21 protein-coding genes and 1 tRNA gene are annotated in these 25,262 nt (G+C 69.7%); 13 read left to right on the top strand and 9 right to left on the bottom strand.

Annotated features, from left to right (window positions below; genetic code table 11):
• Nucleotides 1–77 precede the first annotated feature (77 nt).
• Nucleotides 78–536 carry a tRNA (cytidine(34)-2'-O)-methyltransferase gene (locus CYJ26_RS01425; protein ID WP_024036122.1) on the top strand — a complete coding sequence of 153 codons (459 nt, stop codon included), beginning with the start codon at nt 78–80 and terminating at the stop codon, nt 534–536.
• Between the two features lie 54 nt (nt 537–590).
• Here the strand turns inward: CYJ26_RS01425 and CYJ26_RS01420 are convergent, their stop codons facing one another.
• Both CYJ26_RS01420 and CYJ26_RS01415 read right to left on the bottom strand, forming a co-directional pair.
• A complete protein-coding gene (locus CYJ26_RS01420; protein WP_006549630.1) occupies nt 591–1,394 on the bottom strand; it encodes an SDR family oxidoreductase in 804 nt (267 codons plus the stop codon).
• Nucleotides 1,391–1,966, bottom strand: a complete 576-nt coding sequence (locus tag CYJ26_RS01415) for a YbhB/YbcL family Raf kinase inhibitor-like protein (protein ID WP_034237125.1) — start codon at nt 1,964–1,966, stop codon at nt 1,391–1,393. The genes CYJ26_RS01420 and CYJ26_RS01415 overlap by 4 nt, the downstream gene beginning before the upstream one ends.
• 206 nt (nt 1,967–2,172) lie before the next feature.
• Here CYJ26_RS01415 and CYJ26_RS01410 point away from each other — a divergent pair, with 206 nt between their 5' ends.
• Complete coding sequence (locus CYJ26_RS01410) at nt 2,173–3,018, top strand: hypothetical protein (RefSeq protein ID WP_006549632.1); 846 nt, start codon at nt 2,173–2,175, stop codon at nt 3,016–3,018.
• Complete coding sequence (locus CYJ26_RS01405) at nt 3,015–4,673, top strand: DNA polymerase Y family protein (RefSeq protein ID WP_006549633.1); 1,659 nt, start codon at nt 3,015–3,017, stop codon at nt 4,671–4,673. Before CYJ26_RS01410 ends, CYJ26_RS01405 begins: the two co-directional genes overlap by 4 nt.
• On the opposite strand, the gene CYJ26_RS01400 is transcribed toward CYJ26_RS01405, so the two are convergent.
• On the bottom strand, nt 4,670–5,428 hold the full coding sequence (locus tag CYJ26_RS01400) for a phosphatase PAP2 family protein (protein ID WP_006549634.1): 759 nt from the start codon (nt 5,426–5,428) through the stop codon (nt 4,670–4,672). The genes CYJ26_RS01405 and CYJ26_RS01400 overlap by 4 nt on opposite strands.
• A gap of 143 nt (nt 5,429–5,571) precedes the next feature.
• Here CYJ26_RS01400 and CYJ26_RS01395 point away from each other — a divergent pair, with 143 nt between their 5' ends.
• A complete protein-coding gene (locus tag CYJ26_RS01395) occupies nt 5,572–6,198 on the top strand; it encodes a thymidine kinase (RefSeq protein WP_006549635.1) in 627 nt (208 codons plus the stop codon).
• Here the strand turns inward: CYJ26_RS01395 and CYJ26_RS01390 are convergent.
• Nucleotides 6,184–7,665, bottom strand: coding sequence for an amino acid permease (locus CYJ26_RS01390; protein ID WP_006549636.1), 1,482 nt, complete (start codon nt 7,663–7,665; stop codon nt 6,184–6,186). The genes CYJ26_RS01395 and CYJ26_RS01390 overlap by 15 nt on opposite strands.
• 201 nt (nt 7,666–7,866) lie before the next feature.
• Here CYJ26_RS01390 and CYJ26_RS01385 point away from each other — a divergent pair, with 201 nt between their 5' ends.
• Entirely contained in the window at nt 7,867–11,199 is a 3,333-nt protein-coding gene (locus tag CYJ26_RS01385) for an error-prone DNA polymerase (RefSeq protein WP_034237127.1), read from the top strand.
• A 12-nt stretch (nt 11,200–11,211) separates the two neighbouring features.
• Here CYJ26_RS01385 and CYJ26_RS01380 read toward each other — a convergent pair whose 3' ends face one another.
• Both CYJ26_RS01380 and CYJ26_RS01375 read right to left on the bottom strand, forming a co-directional pair.
• Nucleotides 11,212–12,549: an AI-2E family transporter gene (locus CYJ26_RS01380; RefSeq protein ID WP_034237128.1), complete on the bottom strand. Its 1,338-nt coding sequence runs from the start codon at nt 12,547–12,549 to the stop codon at nt 11,212–11,214.
• Between the two features lies 1 nt (nt 12,550).
• A complete protein-coding gene (locus CYJ26_RS01375; RefSeq protein ID WP_024035656.1) occupies nt 12,551–13,297 on the bottom strand; it encodes an HAD hydrolase-like protein in 747 nt (248 codons plus the stop codon).
• A 60-nt stretch (nt 13,298–13,357) separates the two neighbouring features.
• Here CYJ26_RS01375 and CYJ26_RS01370 point away from each other — a divergent pair, with 60 nt between their 5' ends.
• The 5 genes from CYJ26_RS01370 to CYJ26_RS10645 all read left to right on the top strand — a co-directional run bounded on the left by CYJ26_RS01370 (nt 13,358) and on the right by CYJ26_RS10645 (nt 17,576).
• On the top strand, nt 13,358–14,236 hold the full coding sequence (locus CYJ26_RS01370; RefSeq protein WP_006549640.1) for a D-hexose-6-phosphate mutarotase: 879 nt from the start codon (nt 13,358–13,360) through the stop codon (nt 14,234–14,236).
• 86 nt (nt 14,237–14,322) lie between these two features.
• A tRNA-Leu gene (locus CYJ26_RS01365) sits at nt 14,323–14,410 on the top strand.
• Between the two features lie 393 nt (nt 14,411–14,803).
• Nucleotides 14,804–16,108 (top strand): MFS transporter, encoded by a 1,305-nt coding sequence (locus CYJ26_RS01360; RefSeq protein ID WP_101637807.1) that lies wholly within the window; start codon nt 14,804–14,806, stop codon nt 16,106–16,108.
• A 23-nt stretch (nt 16,109–16,131) separates the two neighbouring features.
• On the top strand, nt 16,132–17,304 hold the full coding sequence (locus tag CYJ26_RS01355) for a bifunctional GNAT family N-acetyltransferase/nucleoside triphosphate pyrophosphohydrolase family protein (RefSeq protein ID WP_101637806.1): 1,173 nt from the start codon (nt 16,132–16,134) through the stop codon (nt 17,302–17,304).
• 134 nt (nt 17,305–17,438) lie between these two features.
• Nucleotides 17,439–17,576: a hypothetical protein gene (locus tag CYJ26_RS10645; protein WP_006549643.1), complete on the top strand. Its 138-nt coding sequence runs from the start codon at nt 17,439–17,441 to the stop codon at nt 17,574–17,576.
• An 80-nt stretch (nt 17,577–17,656) separates the two neighbouring features.
• Here the strand turns inward: CYJ26_RS10645 and CYJ26_RS01350 are convergent, their stop codons facing one another.
• Nucleotides 17,657–19,399, bottom strand: a complete 1,743-nt coding sequence (locus CYJ26_RS01350; RefSeq protein WP_006549644.1) for a pyruvate dehydrogenase — start codon at nt 19,397–19,399, stop codon at nt 17,657–17,659.
• Between the two features lie 149 nt (nt 19,400–19,548).
• Between CYJ26_RS01350 and CYJ26_RS01345 the strand changes: the two genes are divergently transcribed.
• The 3 genes from CYJ26_RS01345 to CYJ26_RS01335 all read left to right on the top strand — a co-directional run bounded on the left by CYJ26_RS01345 (nt 19,549) and on the right by CYJ26_RS01335 (nt 23,224).
• Nucleotides 19,549–21,624: a M3 family metallopeptidase gene (locus tag CYJ26_RS01345; RefSeq protein WP_006549645.1), complete on the top strand. Its 2,076-nt coding sequence runs from the start codon at nt 19,549–19,551 to the stop codon at nt 21,622–21,624.
• 98 nt (nt 21,625–21,722) lie between these two features.
• Entirely contained in the window at nt 21,723–22,817 is a 1,095-nt protein-coding gene (locus CYJ26_RS01340) for an NAD(P)/FAD-dependent oxidoreductase (RefSeq protein ID WP_006549646.1), read from the top strand.
• Between the two features lie 101 nt (nt 22,818–22,918).
• Nucleotides 22,919–23,224, top strand: coding sequence for a hypothetical protein (locus tag CYJ26_RS01335; protein ID WP_006549647.1), 306 nt, complete (start codon nt 22,919–22,921; stop codon nt 23,222–23,224).
• Here the strand turns inward: CYJ26_RS01335 and CYJ26_RS01330 are convergent.
• Nucleotides 23,203–24,210, bottom strand: coding sequence for an aldo/keto reductase (locus tag CYJ26_RS01330; protein ID WP_006549648.1), 1,008 nt, complete (start codon nt 24,208–24,210; stop codon nt 23,203–23,205). The two genes, CYJ26_RS01335 and CYJ26_RS01330, sit on opposite strands and share 22 nt — an antisense overlap.
• 22 nt (nt 24,211–24,232) lie before the next feature.
• Complete coding sequence (locus tag CYJ26_RS01325; RefSeq protein WP_006549649.1) at nt 24,233–25,048, bottom strand: RecB family exonuclease; 816 nt, start codon at nt 25,046–25,048, stop codon at nt 24,233–24,235.
• Between the last annotated feature and the right edge of the window lie 214 nt (nt 25,049–25,262).

The raw sequence follows: 25,262 nt of genomic DNA, 5'->3' as shown, positions 1-25,262 counted from the left end.
GGCTCCCAGCCTTCTCAGCTACTGAGCGTGAAGGCGGCGGAGAACACGCACGTGCAGCACGTGGCAGGATGTGCCACGTGCTGCACGTGATCTTCTTTGAGCCCCGTATCCCTGGCAACTCTGGAGCGGCGATCCGCCTGTCTGCCAACACCGGCTCGATGCTGCACCTGGTGGACCCGCTGTTCGACATGGACGACGCCAAGCTGCGCCGCGCCGGCCTGGACTACCACGATCTGGCCAACACGCGGGTGCACGCCAGCTGGCAGGAGTGCCTGGAGCAGGTGCCGGGCCGGATCTTCGCCTTCACCGCCCACACCTCGCAGCTGTACACCGAGGTGGAGTGGCGGGGAGACGACGCGTTGCTGTTCGGTCCCGAGCCCACCGGCCTGCCCGAGGAGATCATGGAGGACCCTCGGGTCAGTGGGCGGGTGCGGATCCCGATGATGGAAGGCAATCGCTCCCTCAACCTGGCCAACTCCGCGGCGGTGGGCCTGTACGAGGCCTGGCGCTGCCTAGGGTTTCCCGGCGGGTGCTGAGTGGTTCTGACTGAGCGTGGCTGAGACGCTGAATCAGGCTGAGACGCTGAGCCTTTAGAGCATGCCGGCGGGGCGGATCGACAGGTCCTCGATGCTGGCGTCCAGCGCAGTGTCCACGGCAAGTCGCACGGCAGCGGCGACCGAGGTGGCCGCCATGTGGTCCTTGGCCCGGTACCTGGCGCCTTTGCTCTTCTGGATCCGCCTCTGCATCGGGGTGTCGACCCGGCCCGGGTAGATCGTGGTGACACGGACCGAGCCGCGCTCCTCCTCACGCAGCGCCTCGGCCAGAGCCGTCAGGCCCTGCTTGGAGGCGCAGTACAGGGCCTGCTCGGGCCATGTGTGCAGTCCGGCACCCGAGTTCATCATGACCACCAGGCCCCGGGCGGCGTGCAGCGCCGGCAGCAGCAGGCTGGTCAGGTGGGCGACGCTGACCAGGTTGAGGTCGAGGACCTGACGCCACCGGGCCGGATCGGCCTGCGCGATGGGGCCGGCGTGCTCGACGCCGGCGCAGTGGACGAGCACGTCCAGGCTCTGAGCGTCCAGCTCGGTGACGGCCTGGGCCAGCGCGGCGTCGTCGGTCAGGTCCACGGCCAGGGTCCGCACCTTGGTGTCGTTCTCCTCAGACAGCACCGTGGCCAGCTCGGTCAGGTCGGCCTGGCTGCGTGCGAGCAGGACGAGGTCGTGGTCACGTGACAGGTCGCGTGCCACGGCCAGGCCGATGCCGGAGGTCGCGCCGGTGACGAGTGCGAGGTGACGGCGCTGGTGGCGGCCGCGCGAGGCACGGGTGGTCTGCGAGGCGGAGCGGGTGGTGGAGCGGGAGGAGGCGGAGGCCTCACTGCGACGTCGGGGTGTGCTCACAGCTCTCCCTCCAGGAAGGTGGCGGCCTGTGGGCTGCCGGCGACGGTGTAGGTGGCGGTCAGGACGGCGCGAGCCAGGCTGTGGTGCGAGACCTGGCAGGCGACGGCGGAGGCCGAGGCCTCGTCATCCAGCCCCAGGGTGTCCACGTCCAGGGCGTGGACGGCGAAGACGTAGCGGTGGGAGCCGTCCCCGGCCGGGGGATAGGGACCGGACCAGGCGTGAGTGCCGGCGTCGTTACGGACGTGGAAGGCGGCGCCGTCGAGCTGGAGGTCAGACTCGCCGGTGCCTTGAGGTAGGCAGGTGACGCTGGCGTCCAGGTCAACGATGGTCCAGTGCCAGAAGCCGGCAGGGCTGGGGGCATCGGGATCGAAGCAGGAGACGACGAAGGAACGGGTGCCCTGCGGTGCGCCGGACCAGTGCAGCTCGGGGGAGATGTTGTCGCCGATCGCGGTCAGGCGCAGGTCCATCTCCTCTCCTTCGCGAAGGTCGTCAGAGGCCAGGGAGAAGCTCGTGACCCTTGGCAGGTGGTCATAAGGGAACGGGGGACGACGACGGCTGAGGTCTGCTGTCACGGGAACCTCCTGGGCGGCTGGAACGGGCGCTGACGACGAGGGCTGGACTCTCGCGCGGGGCAGGTCCAGACCGGACAGGGTCACTGTAGACGGAGGCTGTGACAGAAACCTGAGTGAAGTCTGGGGACGGTTTTTTCTGTCAGTGCTCCGCGCTACTCTTCCTCCAGTCGCGAGTGTACATGTGTTCGAGATGAGAGGAGCGTGAGATGAGCGAAGCCAGCCAGCGCGCGGGGGCGCAGCAGCGTCTGGCACGGGCGCGTGAGGCTTTGCTCCGCGCCGAGCAGCGTGCTGGCGTGAGAGGGACGGGGCACGGGGAGCTGCGTCGCGCCGCGGCCCGAGCCTCGGCGCCGGCTTCCGCCTCCTTGCCAGAGGCTGCCTCGCTCGGTGCCTGGCAGGTGCTGGAGCGTGACCTTGACTCCGGGTGGAGCGGGGTGCTCGCCCTCAGCGGCTCCCTGTGGCTCCTGCTGGCGCTGGCCGCCAGGAGGCAGTCGACGCACGGCTGGTGCGCCGTCGTCGGAGGGCAGGATGTGGGATGGTGTGCTGCTGCCGAGGCGGGCCTGGACCTGGCGCGGACCCTGGTGGTTCCGCTCAGTGGGAGGGACGCGCGCTCGCGTGCCACCCTCCTGCCCGGGGTCGTCGGCGCCCTGGTCGACGGCGTCGAGGTCGTGGTCCTGACCTCCACGGTCGCCTCAGGCCTCAGTCACGGTGTCCGGCGCTCTGTGCAGGCTCGTGCGCGCGAGCGGGGCGTCCTGGTGCTGCTTCAGGAGGCCTGGGACGGTGTACGACGCGTGCAGGCGCGCGTGACGGACTATGACACCGGGGGCGTCCTCCATGTCCTGGGGGAGCAGTCTCCTGGCGTCCAGGAGATGCCCGCAGGGTACCTCGTCGGCCAGGAGTGGCAGGTGCGTGACCCTCGCAGCGGGGCCCTGACGAGCCTTCGTCTTGATGCCCAGGGACTGCGTGTCCTGGAGGAGGAGACGGTGCGCGGGGCCCATGAGCCCGCGGCGCAGCCTCGTCCTGCTCTCACCGTGATCGAGGGAGGGGCGCAGTGAGCCGGGAGGAGGCCTGTGCACGCCTCATCGCCGTGTGGGTGCCGGACTGGCCGGTGGCTGCACTGGGGCTGGAGGCGCAACGCAGCCCGGGGGTGCTGACGGACCCGGCGCTGGTCCCGGTGGCCGTCGTGGGTGGGCACGGGGTCGTGGCGGCCTCGCCCCGAGCGCGGTCGGCAGGAGTGAGGACCGGGATGCGTCTGCGCCGGGCTCGGTCCTTGTGTCCTGAGCTGACGGTGCTTCCTGCCCAGCCGGAGAGGGAAGCCCGCAGCTTCGAGCGCGTGATGCAGGCGCTGTCCACCGTCCTGGCCGATCCCGTCGTCGCCCGGCCCGGGCTCGCCCTGTCTGGGGCGCGTGGGCCTGCGCGATGGCTGGGCAGCGAGGAGGAGGTGGCGGAGTCGCTGGTTGAGGCGGTGGCCCGGGAGACGGGGGTCGAGTGCCTGGTCGGCATCGCTGACTCACTCCTGGCCTGCATCCTGGCGGCTCGGCGCGGTGTGATCGTTCCCGCTGGGCAGACGGCCGAGTTTCTCTCACCCTGGCCAGTCTCCTCAGTCCTGGTGGCGCTGGCGACTCGGCGTGAGCGCGAGCAGATGAAGGACCTGATCGAGACCCTGACCCGCCTGGGGCTTCGCCGTCTTGGTGACCTCGCCCAGGTACCGGAGGCTGATGTTACGGCGCGCTTTGGGCCGATGGGGCAGCGCGCTCACCGCCTGGCTAGCGGCAGGGCCTGGATCCTGCCGCGCAGCAGCCGCCCTGAGACGGACGTTGAGGTTGTTGCCGAGCTGGACCCACCCGTCGCGCGAGCGGACGCCGCGGCCTTTGCCGCGCGTCACCTGGCTGAGGAGCTGGTCGCACAGCTGCTGCGACGGGGCATGGTGGCTGGGCGCCTCCGGGTCGAGGCGGGGTGCGAGGACGGCAGTGACTTGTCCCGTTTCTGGATGCTGGAGTCGGCACCGACCAGTGCTGAGCTGAGGGACCGGGTGCGTTGGCAGCTGGAGGGCTGGCTGGCGGGGCGTGCCGGTCAGCCGCCGGCCAGTGCGCTGGTCCGCCTCAGTCTGACGGCGATGGAGCTCAGTGCTGCCGGCAGCGCGCAGACGGGCCTGTGGGCCGGCCCAGATGAACAGGTACGACGACGCGCCTACCGTGCAGCACAGCGGGTGGAGTCCCTGCTCGGGGCTGGTGAGGTTCGGCTGCCCGTCGTGGTGCCGGGCCGCGACCCGCGCTCGCGAGGGGTGCTGATGACCTGGGGCGAGGAGGTGACCGGTGCAGGGCAGGGAGGTGAGGACCTGACGGGGCCCGCTCGGGAAGGAGCGTGGGAAGGGGCGCTGCCCTCTCCCTCGCCTGCGCTGGTGCCGGCCACACCTGTCCCTGCCCAGCTGCGTGACGCGCAGGGCAAGGAGGTGGAGGTTGATGCCCAGGGTCAGCTCGGCTCTGATCCGCACAGAGTGACGGTGACAGGTCTCCTGGGCGCCGAGGGCGTGGACCTGAGGCAGGGGGTACAGGTACGCGCCTGGGCGGGGCCGTGGCCGGTGGATGAGGGGTGGTGGCGGCAGCAGGGGCCCTCGCGGCGTGCTTACCTCCAGGTGCTGACGGAGCAAGGGCCGGCGCTGCTCCTGGTCCGCGCCGGGCGGTGGTGGGTTGACGGGGTGTACTGCTAGGCGTGCTGACGGGTGCTGAAGCGTCTCCAGCCGAGCACGATCAGCGCGGCCAGGCACAGCCAGGCCACTGCCAGCGACCAGCCGGCCAGGACGTCAGTGAGCCAGTGATAGGCGAGGTAGACGCGTGAGAGCCCCACGGCGCCGGCCGCTCCGATCGCAGCGAGCGCGGCCAGGACCTTCCAGCGCCTGGAAGCGCCTGAGAAGACCACGAAGCCTGCCAGTGTCCCCACCAGGACCGCCGTGTTGAAGGAGTGGCCGGAGGGAAAGGAGAAGGTGGACGCCGGATCTCCCAGCAGCAGGTCGATGGAAGGGCGCTCACGGGCAAAGATGAGCTTGAGCATGACAGTGACCACGGACGAACTGATCATGGCCGCCACGAGCACCGCGGCGTGGCGGAGCCGACCTGCTCGTAGGAAGAGGACAGCGGCCACGAGCGTGATGACTGCCAGGCTCATCGCCCCTCCCAGGTGCGTAGCGACCCAGGCGGCACCGGTCAACCATCCCCGGCGCCAGGCCACCATCCAGCTCGTGACCGAGGGGTCGTAGGCGGACAGGTCATCGCCCTCCATCGCGCCGTCGGCCAGGACCGCGAAGGCGATCAGCGCCGTCAGGGCGCCAAGGCCAAGCGCCGGAGCCAGCCAGCGCGAGCGCTGGGCGGCAGGTCCCTGGACCGGGGAGGCGGTGTGCGCCATCAGCCGGTCCGCACCCGCCGACGGCGTGGTCGAGATGCTCTGAGAAGGTGGCGCAGGCGTCATGGCCCTAGATCTTAAGGACCTTCCTGGAAGGGGTCTGGACGCGTGGTTGACGCCGACCTAGGACGGGAGCGGCACCAGGTAGCATCCCTCCCGGTGCCGAGCGGCACACCTGACAGCGCCCACCAAGACGGACAAGGACACCCATGGCCAAGCTCTACTTCCGCTACGGCGCGATGAACTCGGGCAAGACCACAGGACTGCTCCAGACCGCCTACAACTACGAGGAGCGTGACCAGAAGGTCCTTCTCATTAAGGCCGGTGTTGACATCAAGGGGGATGACACCGTGGTCTCCCGCCTGGGGGTGCGCCGGCGTGTGGACCTGCTCGTCTCGCCCGAGGACGACCTACGCGTCCTGGTGCGCCGCGCGGCCCTGGGGGAGCGGGCCAGCCAGCCTCGGGCCACGGCCCGCGAGGGCGTGGACTGCGTCCTGGTGGACGAGGCCCAGTTCCTCACCCCGCTGCAGGTGGACCAGCTCCTAGAGCTCGTCCTCATCGATGACCTGCCGGTCCTGGCCTACGGCATCCGCACCGACTTCCGCACGGTGAGCTTCCCCGGATCGCGCCGCCTGATGGAGGTGGCCCACTCCCTGGAGGAGCTCAAGACCATCTGCCGCTGCGGGCGCAAGGCCATCTTCAACGCCCGCAAGGTGGGCCAGCGCTTCGTCTTCGACGGTGACCAGATTGCCATCGACGGCGTGGATGTCACCTACGAGTCCCTGTGCGGGAAGTGCTACCTGGAGGCCGGCGGCAGCCTGTCAGCGTCGGCCTAGGTCCGCCGTCGCCGGCTCGACGGCGGGGGCCTTGGTGATGAGCTTGTGACCCCACCACAGGGCGAAGAAGACCGGGATCCCGATATAGGGCAGCAGGATCTCGCTCAGGGAGGCTCCTGAGATCATGGGCTCGTAAGCCTGGCCGGCGATGATCGCCAGGCACGCCACGAGCGCGACCACGGCTCCGGCGGGGAAGAAGCGCGCCCGGTAGGGCAGATCGTCCAGGCTGTGGCCCTGCGCCTTGAAGGCGGCACGGAACTTCCAGTGGCACCAGGAGATCCCAGCCCAGGTGATGAAGCCGGCCAGCGCCGAGACGGTGAGCAGGAACTCGTAGGCGCGTCCGTCGCCCACGAGTGAGGTGATGAAGCCGGCCAGCCCCACCAGGGTGGTGGCCACGAGGGCGTTCATCGGCACCTGGTGGCGAGAGAGCTTCTTGAGGAACTGGGGAGCCTGGCCGTTCTCTGCCAGGGCGAAGAGCATGCGGGTGGAGGCGTACAGGCCCGAGGTCCCGGCAGAAAGTACGGAGGTGAGGATGATGGCGTTCATGATGCTCGCTGCCCCCAGGATTCCGGCCTTGGAGAAGACCAGGGTGAAGGGGCTGACGGCGACGTTGGACTCCGAGGAGGACAGCAGGTTCGGGTCGGTGTAGGGAATGAGGAAGCCGATCACCGCGATGGCGCCGATGTAGAACAGCAGGATGCGCCAGAAGATCGTCCGGATGGCGCGCGGGATCGTGGTCTCAGGGTGCTCGGCCTCTCCCGCCGCGGTGCCGATGAGCTCGGTGCCTTGGAAGGAGTATCCGGCTACGAGCAGGACGATGAGGATGCCCTCCGGCCCTCCCACAAAGGGTGCTGCGCCGTCGGTCCAGGCCGCCGTGCCGGGAGAGTCCCCGATGATGCCGGCGATCATGAGCACGCCCAGCACGAGGAAGACGATGACAGCAGTGACCTTGATCGCCGCGAACCAGAACTCGCCCTCACCGTAGGCGCGTGCGGACAGGGCGTTGAGGACGAAGAGCACGAGCAGGAAGAGCGCTGACCACACAATCGAGGGGGTGTGGGGGAACCAGTACTTCATCACCAGCGCGGCGGCCACGAGCTCGGCGGCCACGGTGATCGCCCAGTTGAACCAGTAGTTCCAGCCGATGGCGAAGCCGAAGGAGGGGGAGACGAAACGGGTGCCGTACTCGCCGAAGGAGCCGGCCACGGGCAGGTAGGCCGCCATCTCGCCCAGGGACTGCATGATGAGCCACACCATGATGCCCACCGTCCCGTAGGCCACCAGTGCCCCGCCCGGGCCGGCCTGGGAGATGGTGGCGCCTGAGGCCACGAACAGCCCGGTCCCGATCGCGCCACCGATCGCGATCATCGTCAGGTGGCGCGATCGCAGGGAGCGACGCAGCCCCTCGCTGGTGGTGGCGTCGGGGGATGCGGGAGCCGCAGGTGTGGAGGCAGGCTGGTTGGACATGGGGGCCTCATGGTTGGGGACAAGATGCCGACGGCGGTGCGGGCACGTGCCGTACGGTGCGGGGACTACCGTAGCGGGCTCGGGCGGCGGCCTCATGCCTGGAGGTGGTGGTGGCGGTGTGGTGTGATGCGCGTTTGCTGCCGGAGGGCGGGGCGCCGAGACGTCGATCATGCTGTCGCACCCTCCCGCTAGTGTGTACAAGTGTTCGAATCCAGCTATGCCGAGCTGCACGCGCACTCGGCCTACTCCTTCCTCGACGGTGCCAACGAGCCCGAGGACCTCGCTGCCGCGGCGGCCGAGCTCGGCCTGACGGCCCTGGCCCTGACGGACCATGACGGGATGCCGGGGATCGTGCGTCACGCCCAGGCTGGGCGTGCCCTCGGCCTGCCGACGGTCCACGGCACCGAGCTGACGATGTCCGACGGCGCCCACCTGCCGGTGCTGGCTCGCAGCCCCGAGGGCTATCGCCACCTGGTCAGCGCTATCTCCCAGCACAATCTGCAGGCGGGACGGCGCCAGGAGCCGGCGCACCGGCTGGAGGACCTTGCCCAGGCGCTGCGGGGTGGGACAGGGATGGCGGCGCCCTCGTCCTGCCTGGTCCTGACCGGGACGGCTCGGGGCCCGCTGCGACGTGCCCTGGGGGACCCCGCTCGTCCCCACACCTGGGACACCCAGGCTGCTGACATCTGCCTGGGCCGGATGGTTGAGCTCCTGGGGGCGGACGGCGTCGCCGTCGAGATCACCCTCAACGGCGGGCCGACTGACGCTGCCCTGACCCGGATGCTGACCCGGCTGGCTGCCTCGCACCGTCTGCCTGTGCTGGCCACCGGTGCCGTGCGCTGCGCCAGGCCTGCCGACTCGCGCCTGGCTGACGTCCTGACCGCCACGCGGCTGGGGACGGACCTGGAGGGGGCGCGTGGTCACCTGCCGGCGATCGGCCGCTGGCTGCGCAGCGGGGCGGAGATGGCGCGTCTGCACCGCCGGGCTCCGCAGGCGGTGGGGGTGACGGCGGAGCTTGCTGCCGACCTCGCCTTTGACCTCGCTCTCGTTGCCCCTGACCTGCCCGCTGCGCAGGTCCCTCCCGGCCACACCCCGGCCAGCTGGTTGCGCGAGCTGACGCGCCAAGGGGCACTGTTGCGTTACGGCACGCGTGAACAGGATCCGCACGCCTGGCAGGTGCTCGACCACGAGCTGGAGGTCATCGAGTCCCTCGGGTTTCCTGGTTACTTCCTCATCGTGCGCTCCATCGTGGAGTTCTGCGAGGAGTCAGGCATCTTGTGCCAGGGGCGCGGGTCGGCGGCGAACTCCGCCGTCTGCTACGCCCTGGGGATCACGGCGGTGGACGCGGTGCGCCACAAGATGCTCTTCGAGCGCTTCCTGTCACCCGGGCGCGCCGGCTACCCGGACATCGACCTTGACATCGAGGCCTGCCGGCGCGAAGAGGTCATCCAGCACGTCTACACCCGCTACGGCCGCCATCGCGCGGCCCAGGTCGCCAACGTCATCTCCTACCGTCCTCGCTCCGCCGTCCGCGACGCCGCCCGTGCCCTGGGCTACCCCGCAGGGCTCCAGGACGCCTGGGCCCGGTCCATCGAGCACGGGTGGTCACGTGAGCAGGACGGACAGGCCCGCGAGGACGCGGTCCCCGAACAGGTGCTCGACGTCGCTGACCGTCTGCTGCGTCTGCCTCGCCATCTCGGGGTCCACTCCGGCGGCATGGTGCTGGCTGCCCAGCCCGTGACCGAGGTGTGCCCGGTGCGCTGGGCGGCGATGGAGGGACGCAGCGTCCTGCAGTGGGACAAGGACGACTGCGCGGCCGCTGGTCTGGTCAAGTTCGACCTGCTGGGGCTGGGGATGCTCACCGCGCTGCGCCTGGCCTTCACAAGCCTGGGGGATCGTGGGGAGAAGGTTCCGGACCTCACCAGCAGGCAGGGGGATGGGATCCTGCGCCCGGCCCAGGTAGGCAGGCCCTGGGGGCTGCACACCCTGCCGGAGGAGGACCCGGCGGTCTACCGGCTGCTGCAGGCGGCGGACACGATCGGGGTCTTCCAGGTGGAGTCACGCGCTCAGATGGCGACCCTGCCACGTCTGCGGCCTCGGGTGTTCTATGACATCGTCGTCGAGGTCGCCCTCATCCGCCCCGGCCCGATCCAGGGAGATGCTGTCAATCCCTACATCCGTCGCAGGCTGGGGCGGGAGGAGCCGGACTATCTCCACGACCTGCTGCGACCGGCGCTGGAGAAGACCCTGGGCGTGCCGCTCTTTCAGGAACAGCTCATGCAGATCGCCGTCGACGCTGCCGGCTTCAGCCCCGTCGAGGCGGACGCGCTGCGTCAGGCTATGGGGGCCAAGCGCTCGGTGGAGCGCATGGAGGCCTTGCACCTGAGGCTGGTGGAGGGGATGAAGGAGCGAGGCATCAGCCAGGGCACGGCGGAGCTCGTCTTTGACAAGCTGCGGGCCTTCGCTGACTTCGGCTTCCCCGAGTCTCACGCCTTCTCCTTCGCCTATCTGGTCTACGCCTCGGCCTGGCTCAAGGTGCGTCGTCCCGAGGACTTCTACGCCGGGGTCCTAGCGGCCCAGCCCATGGGTTTCTGGTCTCCTCAGACCCTGGTGGCGGACGCGCGCCGCCATGGCGTCCAGGTCCTGGCCGCTGACGTGAGCCACTCCGAGGTCCAGGCGAGCGTGGAGACAGTCCGCCCGGGCGCGCCGTCCCAGGCGTGCGTGGGTGGAGCGGGGGAGGAGGCCTCGACGGCGCTGACCCACCTGGACACCCACCGTGACCTCGCCGTGCGTCTGGGACTGGCCCCGATCAAGGGCATAGGACGTGAGCTCGCGGAGAGGATCGTGACAGAGCGCCAGTCTCACGGCGCTTACCGGGACGTGGCGGACCTGGCTCGTCGGGTGCGCCTGGGGCGCAAGCACCTGGAGACCCTGGCCGCTGCCGGGGCACTGGCCTCGCTCGGGGTCAGCAGGCGTCAGGCCCTGTGGTCGGCCGGCGTGCTGGCCGATGAGCACGGTCGGCCGCACCTGGGCCATCGCACCGGTGGTGACCGCACACCGTGGTGCCAGCCCCCGCTGCCGGGCACGGCGGTGGGGTCCCGGGCTCCGGACCTGCCGGAGATGAGTGCCCAGGAGCGTCACGTGGCGGACCTGCGCCTGACGGGGGTGTCGACCGAGACCCACCCGCTGGCCTTCCTGCGCACCGCGCTGGCCGAGGATGGCGTCGTCGAGGTCGTCCGCGTCGGTCAGCAGGGCAACGGGGCACAGGTGCGTGTGGCTGGGGTTGTCACTCACCGTCAGCGTCCGTACACGGCTGCCGGGACCGTCTTCCTCAACATTGAGGACGAGACCGGGCTCCTCAACGTCATCTGCTCGTCCGGCATGTGGAAGCGGTACCGCCACGTGGGTAGGCGGGCTACCGCCGTCGTCGTGTGGGGGGTCGTCGAGAGCGCCGACGGCGTGACGGCCCTGCGTGCTCAGTCGCTCCAGGGCCTGGAGGGGGTGGTCAGTACCGGCAGCCGGGACTGGGCCTGATCGCGTGGCGTGCTAGCCCTCGCGGCCCGGGCTGTAGGAGGGCAGGCTCCCTTCCAGGGGTGCGTCCTTGACATGGAGCTCGGAGTAGACCGACCAGGCCACGCTCACCAGCGGGACCGCGACCACCGCTCCCAGCAGGCCGGCGGAGAAGGTTCCCACCGCCACGGCGATACCGACCACGACCGGGTGGAGGGAGACCTGACGGCCCATGATAAGGGGCTGAAGGATATGCCCCTCGATCTGTCCGATCCCGGCCACGCCCAGGCCGACGACCACCATCGCTACGAAGCCCTTGGAGGCCAGCGCCACGACCATGGCTACGATCATGGCCAGCGGCGCGCCGATCATGGGGATGAAGGCGCCAATGAACACGAGCACCGCCAGCGGGGCTGCCAGCGGCACGCCGACGACCTGGAGGAAGACTCCCGCCATGACGGCGTCAGTCAGCGCCAGGATGACGGTGCCCCGGGCGTAGCCGGCGAAGGTGTACCAGCCTGCTCCCGCCGCACGGTGGACGCGGGAGCGCAGGTGCGCCGGCAGCTCATTGAGGAACCATCGCCACATCCGCCCGCCGGAGGCGAGCAGGAAGATCGAGGTGAAAACAGCCAGGGCCAGGACCACGAAGACGTTGACCACTGTGCCTGCGTTCGACAGCACCTCCCCGGCCAGGCTTGTGGCGTTGGACTCCACGTACCGCTGGCCCTGGTTGACCAGCCCTTGCATCGTCTGGACCACTTCCTGCTGGCTGAAGTGGATGGGCAGGGGGCCGTGCTCGACGAAGTCGAGGATCGTGTTGACGCCGGTGGAGAACTGGGCGGCCAGGGAGCTCCATTGGTCCGTGACCGAGGACACGACGTAGTACACCAACGCGGCCAGGAAGGCTGCCGTCGTGGCCAGGGCGAGGAAGGTCGCGGGGTAGCGGGGCATGACGCGGGCGAAGAAGGTGACCAGGGGGTGCAGGATCGCGGTGACCACCAGGGCGATGAAGACGCCCACGAAGACGGGCACGATACGACTGATCCCCAGGAAGACCAGGGCGACGACCAGGAAGATGCCCAGCCCCAGCCACGAGCCGATCCCTCCTCGCACCAGCCAGCCGGGCAGGCTGGACAAGACCCCGACCGGTGCCGTCTGTCCGCCGGTCTCCTCAGACGTGCCGGCCTCGCGGGCGCCGCGGCGGGCCGGGAAGCTGTCCAGCCCCATGACCTGGGCGCGGTCGGCGGCGCGCCTGGCCTCGGCGCGAGCGATACCCCGGTGGAGAAGCCGCTGTGTCCGCACCATCACGGCGGCCAGACCTGAGCGGCGGCGCCGAGGCTCGCCGTCGTTCGTCACAGACTCGGTGTCAGCCATCTCAGTCCTGTCCCTGCCAGCCGGCAAGCCGGCCCATGAGCCGGCCCACCAGCGTGGTGAGAGCAGCCGGGTCCGGGACAAGCCAGTCCGCCTGAGCCAGCTCCTCGGCGTCACCGTAGCCCCACAGCACGCCCACGCACTCCAGCCCGGCGGCATGAGCGCCGTCGACGTCATGACGCCGGTCTCCCACGTGAATGACGCGGCGGGTGTCAGCCCCCGCCTGCCCAAGGCGCTTCAGCGCCAGGCGGACGACCTCCTCCTTGGATCCGTAGCGGTCAGCGGGATCGGCACCGGCAAAGGCCGTGAAGGACCGATCCAGTCCGGCGTGCTGAAGGATCTCGACGGCGTAGTCCTCGCGCTTGGAGGTGGCCAGGGATACCGGGATCTGCCACGCGGTCAGCTGCTGGAGCAGGCGGGCCACGCCGTCGTAGAGGGGGGCCTGGTGCATGTGGCGCCGGTAGTGCTGGCGGTAGAGGGCGACGGCGCGGGCGTTGTCCTGGCCCGTCAGACCGGCGTGGAGACGGAATCCCTCGGTCAGCGGCGGGCCGATGAAGCTCATGAGTTCCTCGCGGCCGCCTACCGGCAGCCCGAGGTCCGTCAGGGACGCCTCGACCGCGTCCAGGATGACCGGGCCGGAGTCCGTGATCGTGCCGTCCAGATCAAGCAGGACCGCGGTGACGAGCTGGTCCGACTGCGGGCTGGACGGGTCAGGTACCGGGGGCACGGGCGTGGGTGCGTGGAGGTTCACGGCTCAGATCACTGCTCACTGTCGCTGTCGGGACGATCTCCACTCTACTAGCGTTGAGCCATGAGCACTTCGGATGACACCGGCGGGGCCGCGTCCCTGCACCTGCCTCGCACCGCAGCATTGGGTCCCGGACGCGGTGGTCAGCAGCGCCTGCTCGTTGACGCCCCGGCCGGCAGCGGCGAGATCTACCTGCAGGGAGCCACGCTGACCTCCTGGCGCCCGCGCGCAGGCAAGGAGGCGATCTTCACCTCTCGCCAGGCGGTTTTTGACGGCGTGCGTGCCATCCGCGGCGGCGTGCCAATCTGCTCGCCGTGGTTCGGCTCCGGGCCCCAGGGGGATCGGGTGGCCAAGCACGGCTGGGTACGCGCCATGGCCTGGACGCTGCGCAGCGTGGGGGCCACGGCCCAGGCAGGCGTCCGGGCGCTGCTGAGCCTGGAGCACGAGAACCTGGCCTTCCTCTACGAGGTCGTCATCGAGGAGACGCTGCGACTGAGTCTGTCCGTGCGTAACACCGGGCCGGCCCCGCAGGAGGTGGAGGCGGCGCTGCACCACTACCTGGCCGTGGGGGACGTGACGGCCGTGCGTATTGACGGGCTGGACGGGCAGACCTACCTCGATATGGTCCACGGTGGCGCCCACGAGCAGGCCGGGACTCTTCAGCTGTCCGGACCGACTGACCGCATCTATACCGCCGAGCAGCCGCTGGTGGTCACTGACCCGGCCGCGGGTCGCCGGATCGTGGTCAGCGGGGTCGATGCCTCCCATGCCGTGGTCTGGAACCCCTGGAGCCAGGGCTCGAAGGGCTACGTGGACCTGGCCGAGGATGAGTGGCCCACCTTCGTTTGCGTGGAGTCGGCCCTCATCCGTGAGCGCGCCGTCATGCTGGAGCCGGGACAGAGTGTGTCGATGGGCTCGCAGATTCGCGTCGAGCCGCTGTGATGCACCGCACCGGGTGCCGATTTGCTCCCGCCGCGGCCGCCCGTGCTAGATTTCTCTGCGTCGCGCCGAGCGGTCGCGATGACAAAGTCCGAGTGGCGGAATAGGTAGACGCGCTAGCTTGAGGTGCTAGTGCCTTATTAAACGGGCGTGGGGGTTCAAGTCCCCCCTCGGACACCCGCAGTGAAGGCCCCAGCCGGGAAGGCTGGGGCCTTCCTCGTGCTCGGGCCCGGCTGTCTGCCTGGATGGCCCGCCCTGGCCTCGACGCAGACCAGTCTGACCAGGGCTTGAGTCGTGGCGTGGGTTGGGGTTCTGGTGCGTGCTTTGGCGAATGGAACGGGCTCTAGGGGAGCGCTAGGGCACGTACTAATGGCGCGTGCACGCACGCATCGGGGGAGGCACGTACCAATGGGGCCGGGGTCCGGGTGGGGATGTACGCCGCCACGGCGCAAGCGCGCGCCTTGGGGCTTGTGCAACGGTTGGCGGTGGCGAGGCGCTGACCTTTCGGTCAGTTTAGCGCTATATTCTCCGTGTTCCGTTCTGTATCTTCGTCCCCTGAGGTTCTTCCCCATGACGTTAGCTTCTCCGGGCGCCGCAACGTCGCATCCCGGCCGCCCCGCGCATGCTCCGGCCCTTGTCAAGGCCAGGATCGCCGTTTACCTCACCTTCTTTGCCAACGGGTTGGGCTTCTCCAACCTTGTCCCGCGCTATCCCGAGGTGCTGGAGCACCTGGGCATCACCAAGGCGGCTTTTGGCCAGGCCCTCATGTTCAACTCCATCGGTGCTCTGGTGGCTGGACTGGCGGCGTCATGGTTCATCACCCGCTTCACCTCGGCGCGTGTGGCGAGCCTAGGCATGATCGTCCTTGGTCTGGGCCTGCTGGGAGCAGTCTGCTCAGGGTCGTGGATCCTGTTCGCCCTGTGCATGGCCTGGGTCGGCGGCACCGACGCCATTGTCGACGTGGCTCAGAACGCCCATGGTCTGCGGGTCGAGCGCCGCTGGGGCTCGTCGATCATCACCAGCTTCCACGCCGCCTGGAGCCTGGGCGCGGTGGTCGGCGCCACCCTGGGTCAGGCGATGGCCGGGTGGGGGGTGGGGATCCGCCTGCACATGCTGCTCGTGCTGGTTCTCCTCACCGTGGTCTCGATGTCCGCCAGCCGCTGGACCATCAAGGGCCCGGACTCGGATGACCGCGAGACCGTCTCAGCGCCCTCGGCCGGCTCGGCCAGCGCGCCTGCTGAGGTGGACCTGGACGACGCTGGCCTCGTCACGGCTCGCGCCTCGAGACTGGTCACGGTCGTGGTGATCGTCGTGCTGGGGCTCATGTGCGCGGCCGCGATGTTCCCGGAGGACGTGACGGCCAACTGGTCCTCGCTGCTGCTGACCGAGCAGGGAGCGCCTGTCTCGATGCGTGGCATGGGGCTGGTCGCGCTTCAGACGACGATGATCGTCGGACGCCTGCTCGGGGACGCGGTCATTGACCGCCTTGGGGCTCGCGCCGTCATCGGCGGTGGGGGAGTCCTCGTGGCGGCCGGCATGGGGCTGGCGCTGGTGATGGACTCCACGGTGGGCACGATGATCGGCATGGTCGTGGCCGGGGCCGGGTGCGCCGTCGCCGTGCCGGTAGGCTTCGCGGCGGCCGACGACGTCCCGGGGCTGCGCCCTGGGATGGGACTGACGATCGTGTCCTGGCTCGCACGCTGCATCATGCTCGTCTCGCCGCCGGTCGTGGGCTGGTTCGCTGACGCTTTCGGTACCTGGGTGGCACTGGTCTACGGCCTGCTCGGAGGCGCGATCATGGCGGTCAGCTGGCCGGTGCTGCGCAAAGGTCGGCGTTCGGACGCCATCAGCGCCCAGGGAGTGGCGGAGGCCTGAGCCTCGGGCGCTAGGGTGGCACCATGCAGCCCATCGAGATCTCTGTCCCTGCAGCCACCTACCACGGTCGGTCCCTGCTGGCTCTTGTCCTGTCGGTCCCCGCGGCTGCTGACGTCCCGAGGATCACTGAGATCTGCCAGGACTCGGCGCTTCAGCGCTGGACAACTGTCCCCTCGCCCTACACCGAGGCAGACGCGCGCGGCTTTGTCGAGGACGTCGTGGGGCCGGGGTGGGATAGCGGGGAGTCTCCCACGTGGGCCGTCCGCGAGGTCGGGGACGACGGCGCGACCACCCTGGTCGGGATGCTCGGCATCACCTCGTGCGGCGAGGGCTGCGGCGACATCGGCTTCTGGCTCGCGCCCGAAGCTCGTGGGCGTGGGACCCTGCACCGTGCCCTGGAAGCCGTGATCGACCTCGCCCTCGACCCTGACGGCCCGCTAGCCCTGCGCCGCCTGGGCTGGGCCTGCTGGATCGACGACGGGGTACCCAACTGGGCCTCCTGGCGAGCAGTGTGGCGGCTGGGCTTCGTGCGCGAGGGGCTGCGCCGCGCCGCGGCGGTCAAGGGCGGCCGCGTCATGGACGAGTGGGTCGGCGCTCTGCTGGCCGGGGACCCGCGCGAACCTCGGGCGCCCTGGGACGGGCCTGAGCCTGCGTCGTCGGAGCCTACGGGACGGGGTCACGGCAGCGCGCACACCGCGGGAGGCTCGACGCCGCTGGTCGCCCTCGACGGCGTCGGACGACGGGAGGGGGACGATCCCGAGGCGCTGGTGCGACGCTTCCACCACGTCTACGGCCTGCCCGTCCAGGTCGACGGGCCGAGCCTGGACCGCGCCAGCCTGCAGATGCGTATGAGCCTGATTGCCGAGGAGTTCGGGGAGCTGATGGGCGCGGTCTACGGCCCGGCTGCCCGTAGCGAGGTCGAGGCGGGCGTGGCCCGCGCGGTGGCCTGCGATGACGGCACCCGGGACACCGTCGAGACGGCTGACGCCCTGGCGGACCTGGTCTACGTCATCTACGGCATGGCGCTGGAGACCGGGATCGACCTGGCGGCGGTACTCAGCGAGGTGCAGCGCTCGAACATGTCCAAGCTCGGGGCTGATGGCAGGCCGATCTACCGTGAGGACGGCAAGGTCCTCAAGGGTCCTGGGTACTTCAGGCCGGACGTGGCCGGGGTACTTGGCCTGGCGGAGGACTGAGACTGGGAGGGCTGGTATCGGCAGGCCCTGCGCCGAGGAGGAGCGGGGCCAGGGGAGTGACGGTTCTCACCGGGTCGTGACGAGGACCCAGAACCTCAGCTCAGCGCCATCGGGTGCCTCGGCGGCTAACCTCCGTGCTGTCGATCCTAGCCATCGTGCCGGTGGTCTGCGCTCTGCACTTCTTCAGCCAGTACCTGCAGCTGGTCCGTGGCTACTCGACCCTGCGCGCAGGCGTGAGCGAGCTGCCGATGGCGCTGGCAGAAGGACGCTAGCGCCGTCGTCGTCATGTCCTGCGACGCAGTGAGGGCCCTGACACCGCTCGGTGCCAGGGCCCTCACGAGCGAGGCAAGGGTCAGAAGCGCGGGATGTTGCGCATATTCGACGTCGCCATCGAGACCACCTCGCCGGCTCCACGGTTAAGGACGACCTTGCTCATGGCCGTGGCGAAGCCGATGAGCTGCTCACCCTTGATCTCCGGGGGCAGGGAGAGGGCGTTGGGGTCGGTGAGGACCTCCACCAGCGCGGGGCCGTCGAAGGCCAGGGCCTTCTCGAAGGCACCCTTGAGCTTCTTCGGGTCGTCCACGCGCTCGGCGTGGAAGCCGATCGCCTTGGCGACCTCGGCGTAGTTGACGTCGTGGACGTCGGTACCGAAGTCGGGCAGACCGTTGACCAACATCTCCAGCTTGACCATGCCGAGGGTGGAGTTGTTGAAGACCACGACCTTGACCGGCAGGTTGTGCATGCGGGCGGTGACGAGCTCACCCATGAGCATGGACAGGCCGCCGTCACCGGAGACGGAGATGACCTGGCGGTGGGGGTAGGCCACCTGCGCGCCGATGGCGTGGGGCAGGGCGTTTGCCATCGTGCCGTGGAGGAAGGAGCCGATGAGACGGCGGCTGCCCAGCGGGTCGATGTAGCGGGCCGTCCACACGTTGCACATGCCGGTGTCTGCGGTGAAGATCGCGTCCTTGGCAGCCACCTCGTTGAGCAGGTGGGCGGCGAACTCAGGGTGGATGGGCTTGAGCTTCTCCGCCCTGCGCGTGTAGGAGCCCACGGGCGCCTTCATGATCTTGGCGTGGCGCCTGAGCTGGTCCTTGAGGAAGCGGTCGGAGCGCCGTCCCTTCAGCCGCGGCAGGATCGCCTCGATGAAGGGGACGACGTCGGCGTGGACGGCGTAGGACACGTCGGTACGGCGGCCCAGCTTCTCGGCGTGGTTGTCCACCTGGACGGTCAGGGTGGAGGGCAGGAACTGGTCGTAGGGGAAGTCCGTGCCCAGCAGGAGCAGGACGTCGGCGTCCTTCATGCCCTCGGCGGCGGCTCCGTAGCCCAGCAGCCCCGTCATGCCGACGTCGTAGGGGTTGTCGTACTGGATGAAGTCCTTGCCACGCAGGGAGTGGCCGATGGGGGCCTTGAGGGCCTCGGCCAGGGCGATGACCTCGTCATGGGCGCCCTTGACTCCGGCGCCGGCGAAGATGGCGACCTTGCTGGCCTTGTTGAGCAGGGCAGCCACCTCCTCCACGTCCACCGGGTTGGGGGCCAGGACCGCGCGACGCGCCGGGGCGTAGACGGGGGTCGGCGCCACGGCCTTCTCATCAGAGATGTCACCGGGCAGGGAGACCACGGCCACGCCCTCCATCGCCACGGCGTGGCGGATGGCGGCGTTGACCACGCGCGGGGCCTGCTTGGGGGAGGAGATGAGCTCGGAGTAGACCGAGCACTCGGTGAACAGGCGGTCCGGATGGGTCTCCTGGAAGTAGGACTGACCGATCTGGACGCTGGGGATGTGGGAGGCGATGGCGAGCACCGGAGCGCCTGAGCGCTGAGCGTCGTACAGGCCATTGATGAGGTGGAGGTTGCCCGGTCCGCATGAGCCCGCGCACACCGCCAGCTTGCCGGTCAGTTGGGCCTCGGCAGCGGCCGCCAGGGCTGCAGCCTCCTCGTGACGCACGTGGACCCAGTCGATCCCGCCCTTGGCGGAGCCGCCGGTCTTGCGCACGGCGTCGACAACGGGGTTGAGGGAGTCTCCAACGATGCCGTAGATCCGGTGGACGCCGGCATCCACGAGCTGGGCGACGAGCTGTTCGGCAACGTTCATACGTGGCCCTCCTGTGGTCGAGGTCTGGTGGGACAAGCGCTCCCACCTGCGCAGCTGTGCCACCAGGCTAGGACCAGACGGGACGAACGGCCTATGAAAAGACGTCCATTGTGAAGAAAGAGACGCCGTCGACATGGCACGATGGGGCCATGAGTGAGACCAGCCTCCCACAGCTGCCCGAGTCCAACCCCTTCGCCGCGCCCTGGACCCTGGACCTGGGACTGCCTGACTTCGTCGCTGTGCGCACGCAGGACATTGAGCCTGCAATCCGTGCGGGGATGGCTCACCAGAGGGCCGAGTGGGAGGCCGTGGCCACCGATCCCGATGAGCCGACCGTGGCCAACACCGTGGCCGCCCTGGAGCTGTCCGGTGACCTGCTGGAGCGGGCGCTGAGAGTCCTGTACGCGCTCACCTCAGCCACCGATTCGCCCGAGCTCGACAAGCTGGAGGAGCGCCTGGCACCCGAACTGGCGGCCCACAGCGACGCCTATGACCTCGACCCCCGTCTCTACCGGCGTTTCAAGGCCCTGGACGAGCTGGTCAGTGACGCCCGGGCGGCTGGGCGCACCCCGGTGGATCCGGCCGGGGAGGAGATTGACGAGGAGACCGCCCGCTACATCCGCCTGGCCGTCGAGGCTTTTGAACGCGACGGCGTGGCCCTGACCGGCGCCGAGGCCGAGCGTCTGCGCGAGATCAACGCGGAGCTGACCTCCCTGAGCACCCGGGTGGGTACCCTCATCGCCAAGGCGATGCACGAGGCCGGGGTCGCCAACTACACCGCGACTCCCGAGCTGGCGGGCCTGGACAGTCACGCTGAGCGCGTGGCGCTGCTGGACAAGGCCATGAGCCGTGGGCTGTCAGGGGAGACGGACACGCGCGCGCTCATCCTGCGCGAGGTGGCCCTGCGCGCTGAGAGGGCGCAGTTGCTGGGCTTCGAGCACCACGCCGCCATCATCGCGGCGGAGTCTGCCGCCGGGACCACGCAGGCGGTGAGCGACATGCTTGCACGGCTCGTCCCGCCGGCCATGGCCAACGCCCGCCGGGACGCCGATGTCTACGCCGCACGTATGGCCGCCGATCCTGCGACGGTGCCAGGGGAGGGCTTCGGTCCGGCTGACTGGCCTCGCTACGAGGAGGCCGAGCGCAAGGAGCGCTTCGGAGTCGACGACGCCGTCCTCGCCCCTTACCTCGAGCTGGGCAATGTGGTGGAAAACGGTGTCTTCTACGCCGCCAACCGTCTGTACGGCATCACCTTCCACGAGCGGGCAGACCTCGCGGCGCATATGTATGACCCGGATATGCGCGTGTGGGAGGTCCGTGATCCCGCGGCCCTGAGCGAGGCCGAGCGGGAGGCAGGCGCCGAGGCCCCGGTGCTCGGCCTGTTCGTGGCCGATTACTACGCCCGTACCGGCAAGCAAGGTGGGGCTTGGATGGACAGCCTGGTCGACCAGGGGCACCTGACCGGTAACAAGCCCGTGGTCATCAACTGCCTCAACCTCACCAAGCCGGACAGCGGCCCCACGCTGCTGACCTGGGACAACGTCATCACCGCTTTCCACGAGTTCGGCCATGCCCTGCACGGTCTGTTCGCGGATACTCGGTGGCCGGGGGCCTCGGGGACCAACGTGCCTCGCGACGTCGTGGAGTTCCCCAGCCAGGTCAACGAGTCCTGGGCCCTGCACCCGCAGGTCCTGGCCTCCTACGCCCGCCATGTCGACACCGGCGAAGCGATGCCTGCCGGGCTCGTCGAGCAGCTGCGCAGCCAGGGATCCTTCGGCCAGGGCTACGCCACCACCGAGTACCTGGGGGCGGCCCTGCTGGACCAGGCCTGGCACACGCTTGCCCCCGAGCAGGTGCCGACCGACCCCGAGGCGGTGGAGGGCTTCGAGCACGAGGCGCTGGCCGCCGTCGGTATCGATGACGCCCTCGTGCCGCCGCGCTACCGCACCACCTACTTCAACCACGTCTTCGCCGGTGGCTACTCCGCGGCCTACTACGCCTACATCTGGAGCGAGGTCATGGACGCCGACACCACCCAGTGGTTCCGCACCGACGGCGAGGGCGCGCGCGACGGCGACCTGGGCCTGAACCGCGAGGCCGGTGAGCGCTTCCGCCGTGAGTTCCTCTCCCGCGGTGACTCGCGCGACCCGCTGGTGTCCTTCCAGGCCTACCGCGGTCGGGCCCCGCGCCTGGAGCCCCTGCTGGAGCGCCGAGGACTGGCCTGAGACAGGTCTGAGACGTAGGTCCCATCGCGGGGCAGATGTGCACGCCGGGACCGTGACGATAGTCTGCCCTCACCACCCGAACGGAAGAAGAGGACTCCATGGTTCGCGTCACCATCGTCGGCGGCGGATACGGCGGTATCACCATCGCTAAGGCACTCGACGACGTCGCTGAGGTCACGCTCGTCGAGCAGAAGGACACCTTCGTCAACCACGCTGCCGCCCTGCGCGCAGCCGTGGACCGCGAGTGGGCCGAGAAGATCTTCATGCCCTACGACCACCTCCTGACCCGCGGACGCGTGGTTCACGGCACGGCGCTGGCCGTCAAGGGCACGACGGTCCAGGTCTCGGGCGGCCAGGAGATCGAGGCTGATCACCTCGTGCTGGCCACGGGCACGGCCTACCCCTTCCCGGCCAAGCACATGGAGTCCTCCTCGGTCATCGCCAAGGCCCGGATCGAGCGCGGGCACGCCGGCCTGGAGCAGGCCAAGACCGTGCTGGTCGCAGGAGCCGGGGACGTGGGGATCGAGCTGGTCGGTGAGATCACCTCGGCCTTCCCGCACGTCCAGGTCATCCTCCTGGAAGAGGGCGAGCAGATCCTGCCGAACAAGGACTACAAGCCCGAGCTTCGCGCTGCCATTGCCTTCCAGCTGGAGCAGCGTGGGGTCGAGGTCATCACGGGTGAGCGCCTGGTCTCCCTGCCCCCGGTGGACCCGGGCGTGCTCTCGCCCTTCCGCGTGGTCACCACCGGCGGGCGGCGCCTGGAGGCGGATATGTGGTTCCGTGCCTACGGGGCGAGCGCGGCCACGGGCTTCCTCGGTGACGACTACGAGGAGATCCGTCACTACGACGGCACGATCCGCGTCGACGACCACCTGCGCGTGGTCGACCACCCCGGTGTGTGGGCGATTGGTGACATCACCGACGTGCGCGAGACCAAGCGGGCCGACGCCGCTCGCGCCCACGCTGCGGTGGTGGCCGCCAACATCCGCTCGGTGATCGCGGGCGAGGCGCCGACGGCGGTCTACCAGCCCCAGCCTGAGCTGGTCGTCCTGCCGCTGGGCCCCGACGGCGGAGCTTCCCAGATCCTGCGCGACGGCGTGCGCGTGGTCGTGGGTCCGGAGGAGACCGCCCGGATCAAGGGTGAGGACCTCTTCCTCGGCTTTGTGCGCGAGCAGCTGGGTCTGGAGGACTGAGCGGCTGCCGCACTGGCACGACTGCCTGATTCGTCTCACGCGCCCGCGTCCGGACTCCTCGTCTGGACGCGGGCGCGGTACGTACCGGTATCCTGGGCCACATGACGAACGACCCGCGGTCCGCGCTCAACCGACTCATCGCTGCCTTCGAGGCGCACCTGGACGCGGCCGCCACCGGGGACGAGTACTCGCCCGCTGTGGTCGTTGCCGAGAATGCCCTCCAGGACGCCTTCTTCACCTACGACGACGCCCTGTTTACCGCCACCGGCATCGAACTGCCCTTCGACATCGTCGACGCTGAGTCTGACGACGAGGAGGGCGACGACGATGACGATGACTACGACGAGGACTACGAGGACGGCGACGACTACGACGAGGATGACGACTACGCCGACGACGAGGACTGACCGGGCCGCATGAGGCGCTCGGGATAGCCCAGGGCCGGCGCCGTCACCTCATCGAGCACGTGACGGATCTGCACCGGAAGGGTGAGGTCCTCAGCCGCCAGCGCCCCCTGGAGCTGGGCAGGCGTACGCGCGCCCACGATGGTCGAGGCGATGCCGGCGGCGTCGCGCGCCCATGCCAGGGCCACCTCGACTGGTCGACGGTCCAGGCCCGCTGCGGCCGTGGCCACCGCCTCGACGACGCCTTCATGACGAGGATCGAGGTAGGGCGCCACGTAGGAGCGTAGGTGCGGGGAGGCCGCGCGCGAGTCCGCTGGGGTCGTGGACCGGTACTTGCCGGTGAGTACCCCGCGTCCCAGGGGCGCGTAGCCGATGACGCCGAGACCCAGCGCCTGGGCGGCCGGCAGGAGCTCGCGCTCGATCCCGCGGCACAGCAGGGAGTGCTCCATCTCGGCTCCCGCCAGCCCCGGACCGCCGTGCTCGCGCAGCAGGTCAGCGGCGTGGACGGTGGCCCAGGCGGGGTGGTTGGACACGCCCACGTAGCGGGTCCGCCCCGAGGCCACCGCGGTGCGCAGAGCGTGCGCCGTCTCCTCCAGCGGGGTCGTGGGGTCGGGGACCTGGACCAGCCACAGGTCCAGGTGGTCGGTGCCCAGCCGCTTGAGGCTGGCGTCCAAAGTGTCTAGCAGCGTGCCGCGAGAGGCGTCCGTGACTGAGCCACGGCTCCCGGTGCGCCAGGTCCGCACGCCTGCCTTGGAGACCAGGACCAGGTCGGTGCGCTCGACGTGGCCGGACAGCAGCGTGCCGATGACCTCCTCGCTCAGCCCCTGGCAGTAGGAGGCGGCGGTGTCCACCAGCGTGCCTCCGGCGTCGAGGAAGACGTCGAGCTGCTCCTTGGCCTCGAGCTCGTCGGTGTCGCGGCCCCAGGTCATCGTTCCCAGCCCGACCGAGGAGACCCGGAGGCCGGTCCCGCCTAGTCTGCGATGCTCCATGACTCCACCCTAGGGGCGGGGTCTAGGCTGCTGGCCCACGGCGCGCCGTCAGGAGCTGGGCCAGGCCGGTCTCGGGCAGCGGGGGAGTCTCGCCCCCAAAGAGCGGGCAGGCGGCCTGGAAGGCGCACCAGTCGCACAGGCGTGAGCGTCGAGGCGCGAACCGGCCCTGGGTCGCACAGTCCTCGACCTCGTCCCATAGGTGCTCCAGTCGCGTCTCCATGCCCTCCAGCTCAGCCAGGACCGGGTCGTGGGTCAGGATGCGGCCGTCCTTGAGATAGACCAGCTGGAGCCTGCGCGGCGCCTGGCCACGCAGACGCCACAGCACCAGCCCGTAGAAGCGCATCTGGAACAGCGCGTCGTGCTGGAAGCGTGGAGCAGGTGACTTACCGGTCTTGTAGTCCACCACGCGCATCGCGCCGTCAGCGGCCACGTCGAGGCGGTCGACGAAGCCGCGCAGCAGCAGACCGGAACGGGTCTCGGTCTGGACGAAGAGCTCGCGCTCGGACGGCTCCAGGCGAGTGGGGTTCTCCATCTGGAAATAGGTGCGCAGCAGCGCGCGGGCCTCCTCCAGCCACGGCGCGACATCCTGGGGTGAGTCGAACAGGTCCATGACCACGGGGTTCTTTTCCCGGTGCGCCTCCCACTGCCCGGGCAGCATGCCGACGGCGGCCTCAAGGGTGCGTTCAGGGGCAGGCAGGTCGTACAGGCGCTCCAGCACGGCGTGGACGAGCGTGCCCTTGTGGGTGGCCAGGGACCCCGGCTCAGGCAGACGGTCGACGGTACGCAGCCGGAACATGAGCGGGCACTGCATGAAGTCCTTGGCCCTGGAGGGGGACAAGGCCGCTCGACGACTGCGGCCGGCCGGAGCGTGGGCCCCTGGGCCTGTTGGCCGAGGCGAAGCGGGGGCGGAGGGTGTCTGGCTCACGTGGGTGAACCTACCTCCCCGCGCCGGCGGGCGCCGGCAGGACCCTGAGGCTGTCCACAGCCTCGCACCGCCCGCGGTGTTCGCCCTGCGCTGTGGAGACCGAGCGGCCGTGGGAGGCGGCGGACGG

It is taken from the genome of Actinomyces urogenitalis (assembly GCF_002861525.1).
GTDB lineage: Bacteria > Actinomycetota > Actinomycetes > Actinomycetales > Actinomycetaceae > Actinomyces > Actinomyces urogenitalis.
Note: the sequence above shows the minus strand (reverse complement) of the source record. Positions and strands in the feature narration are given on the sequence as shown.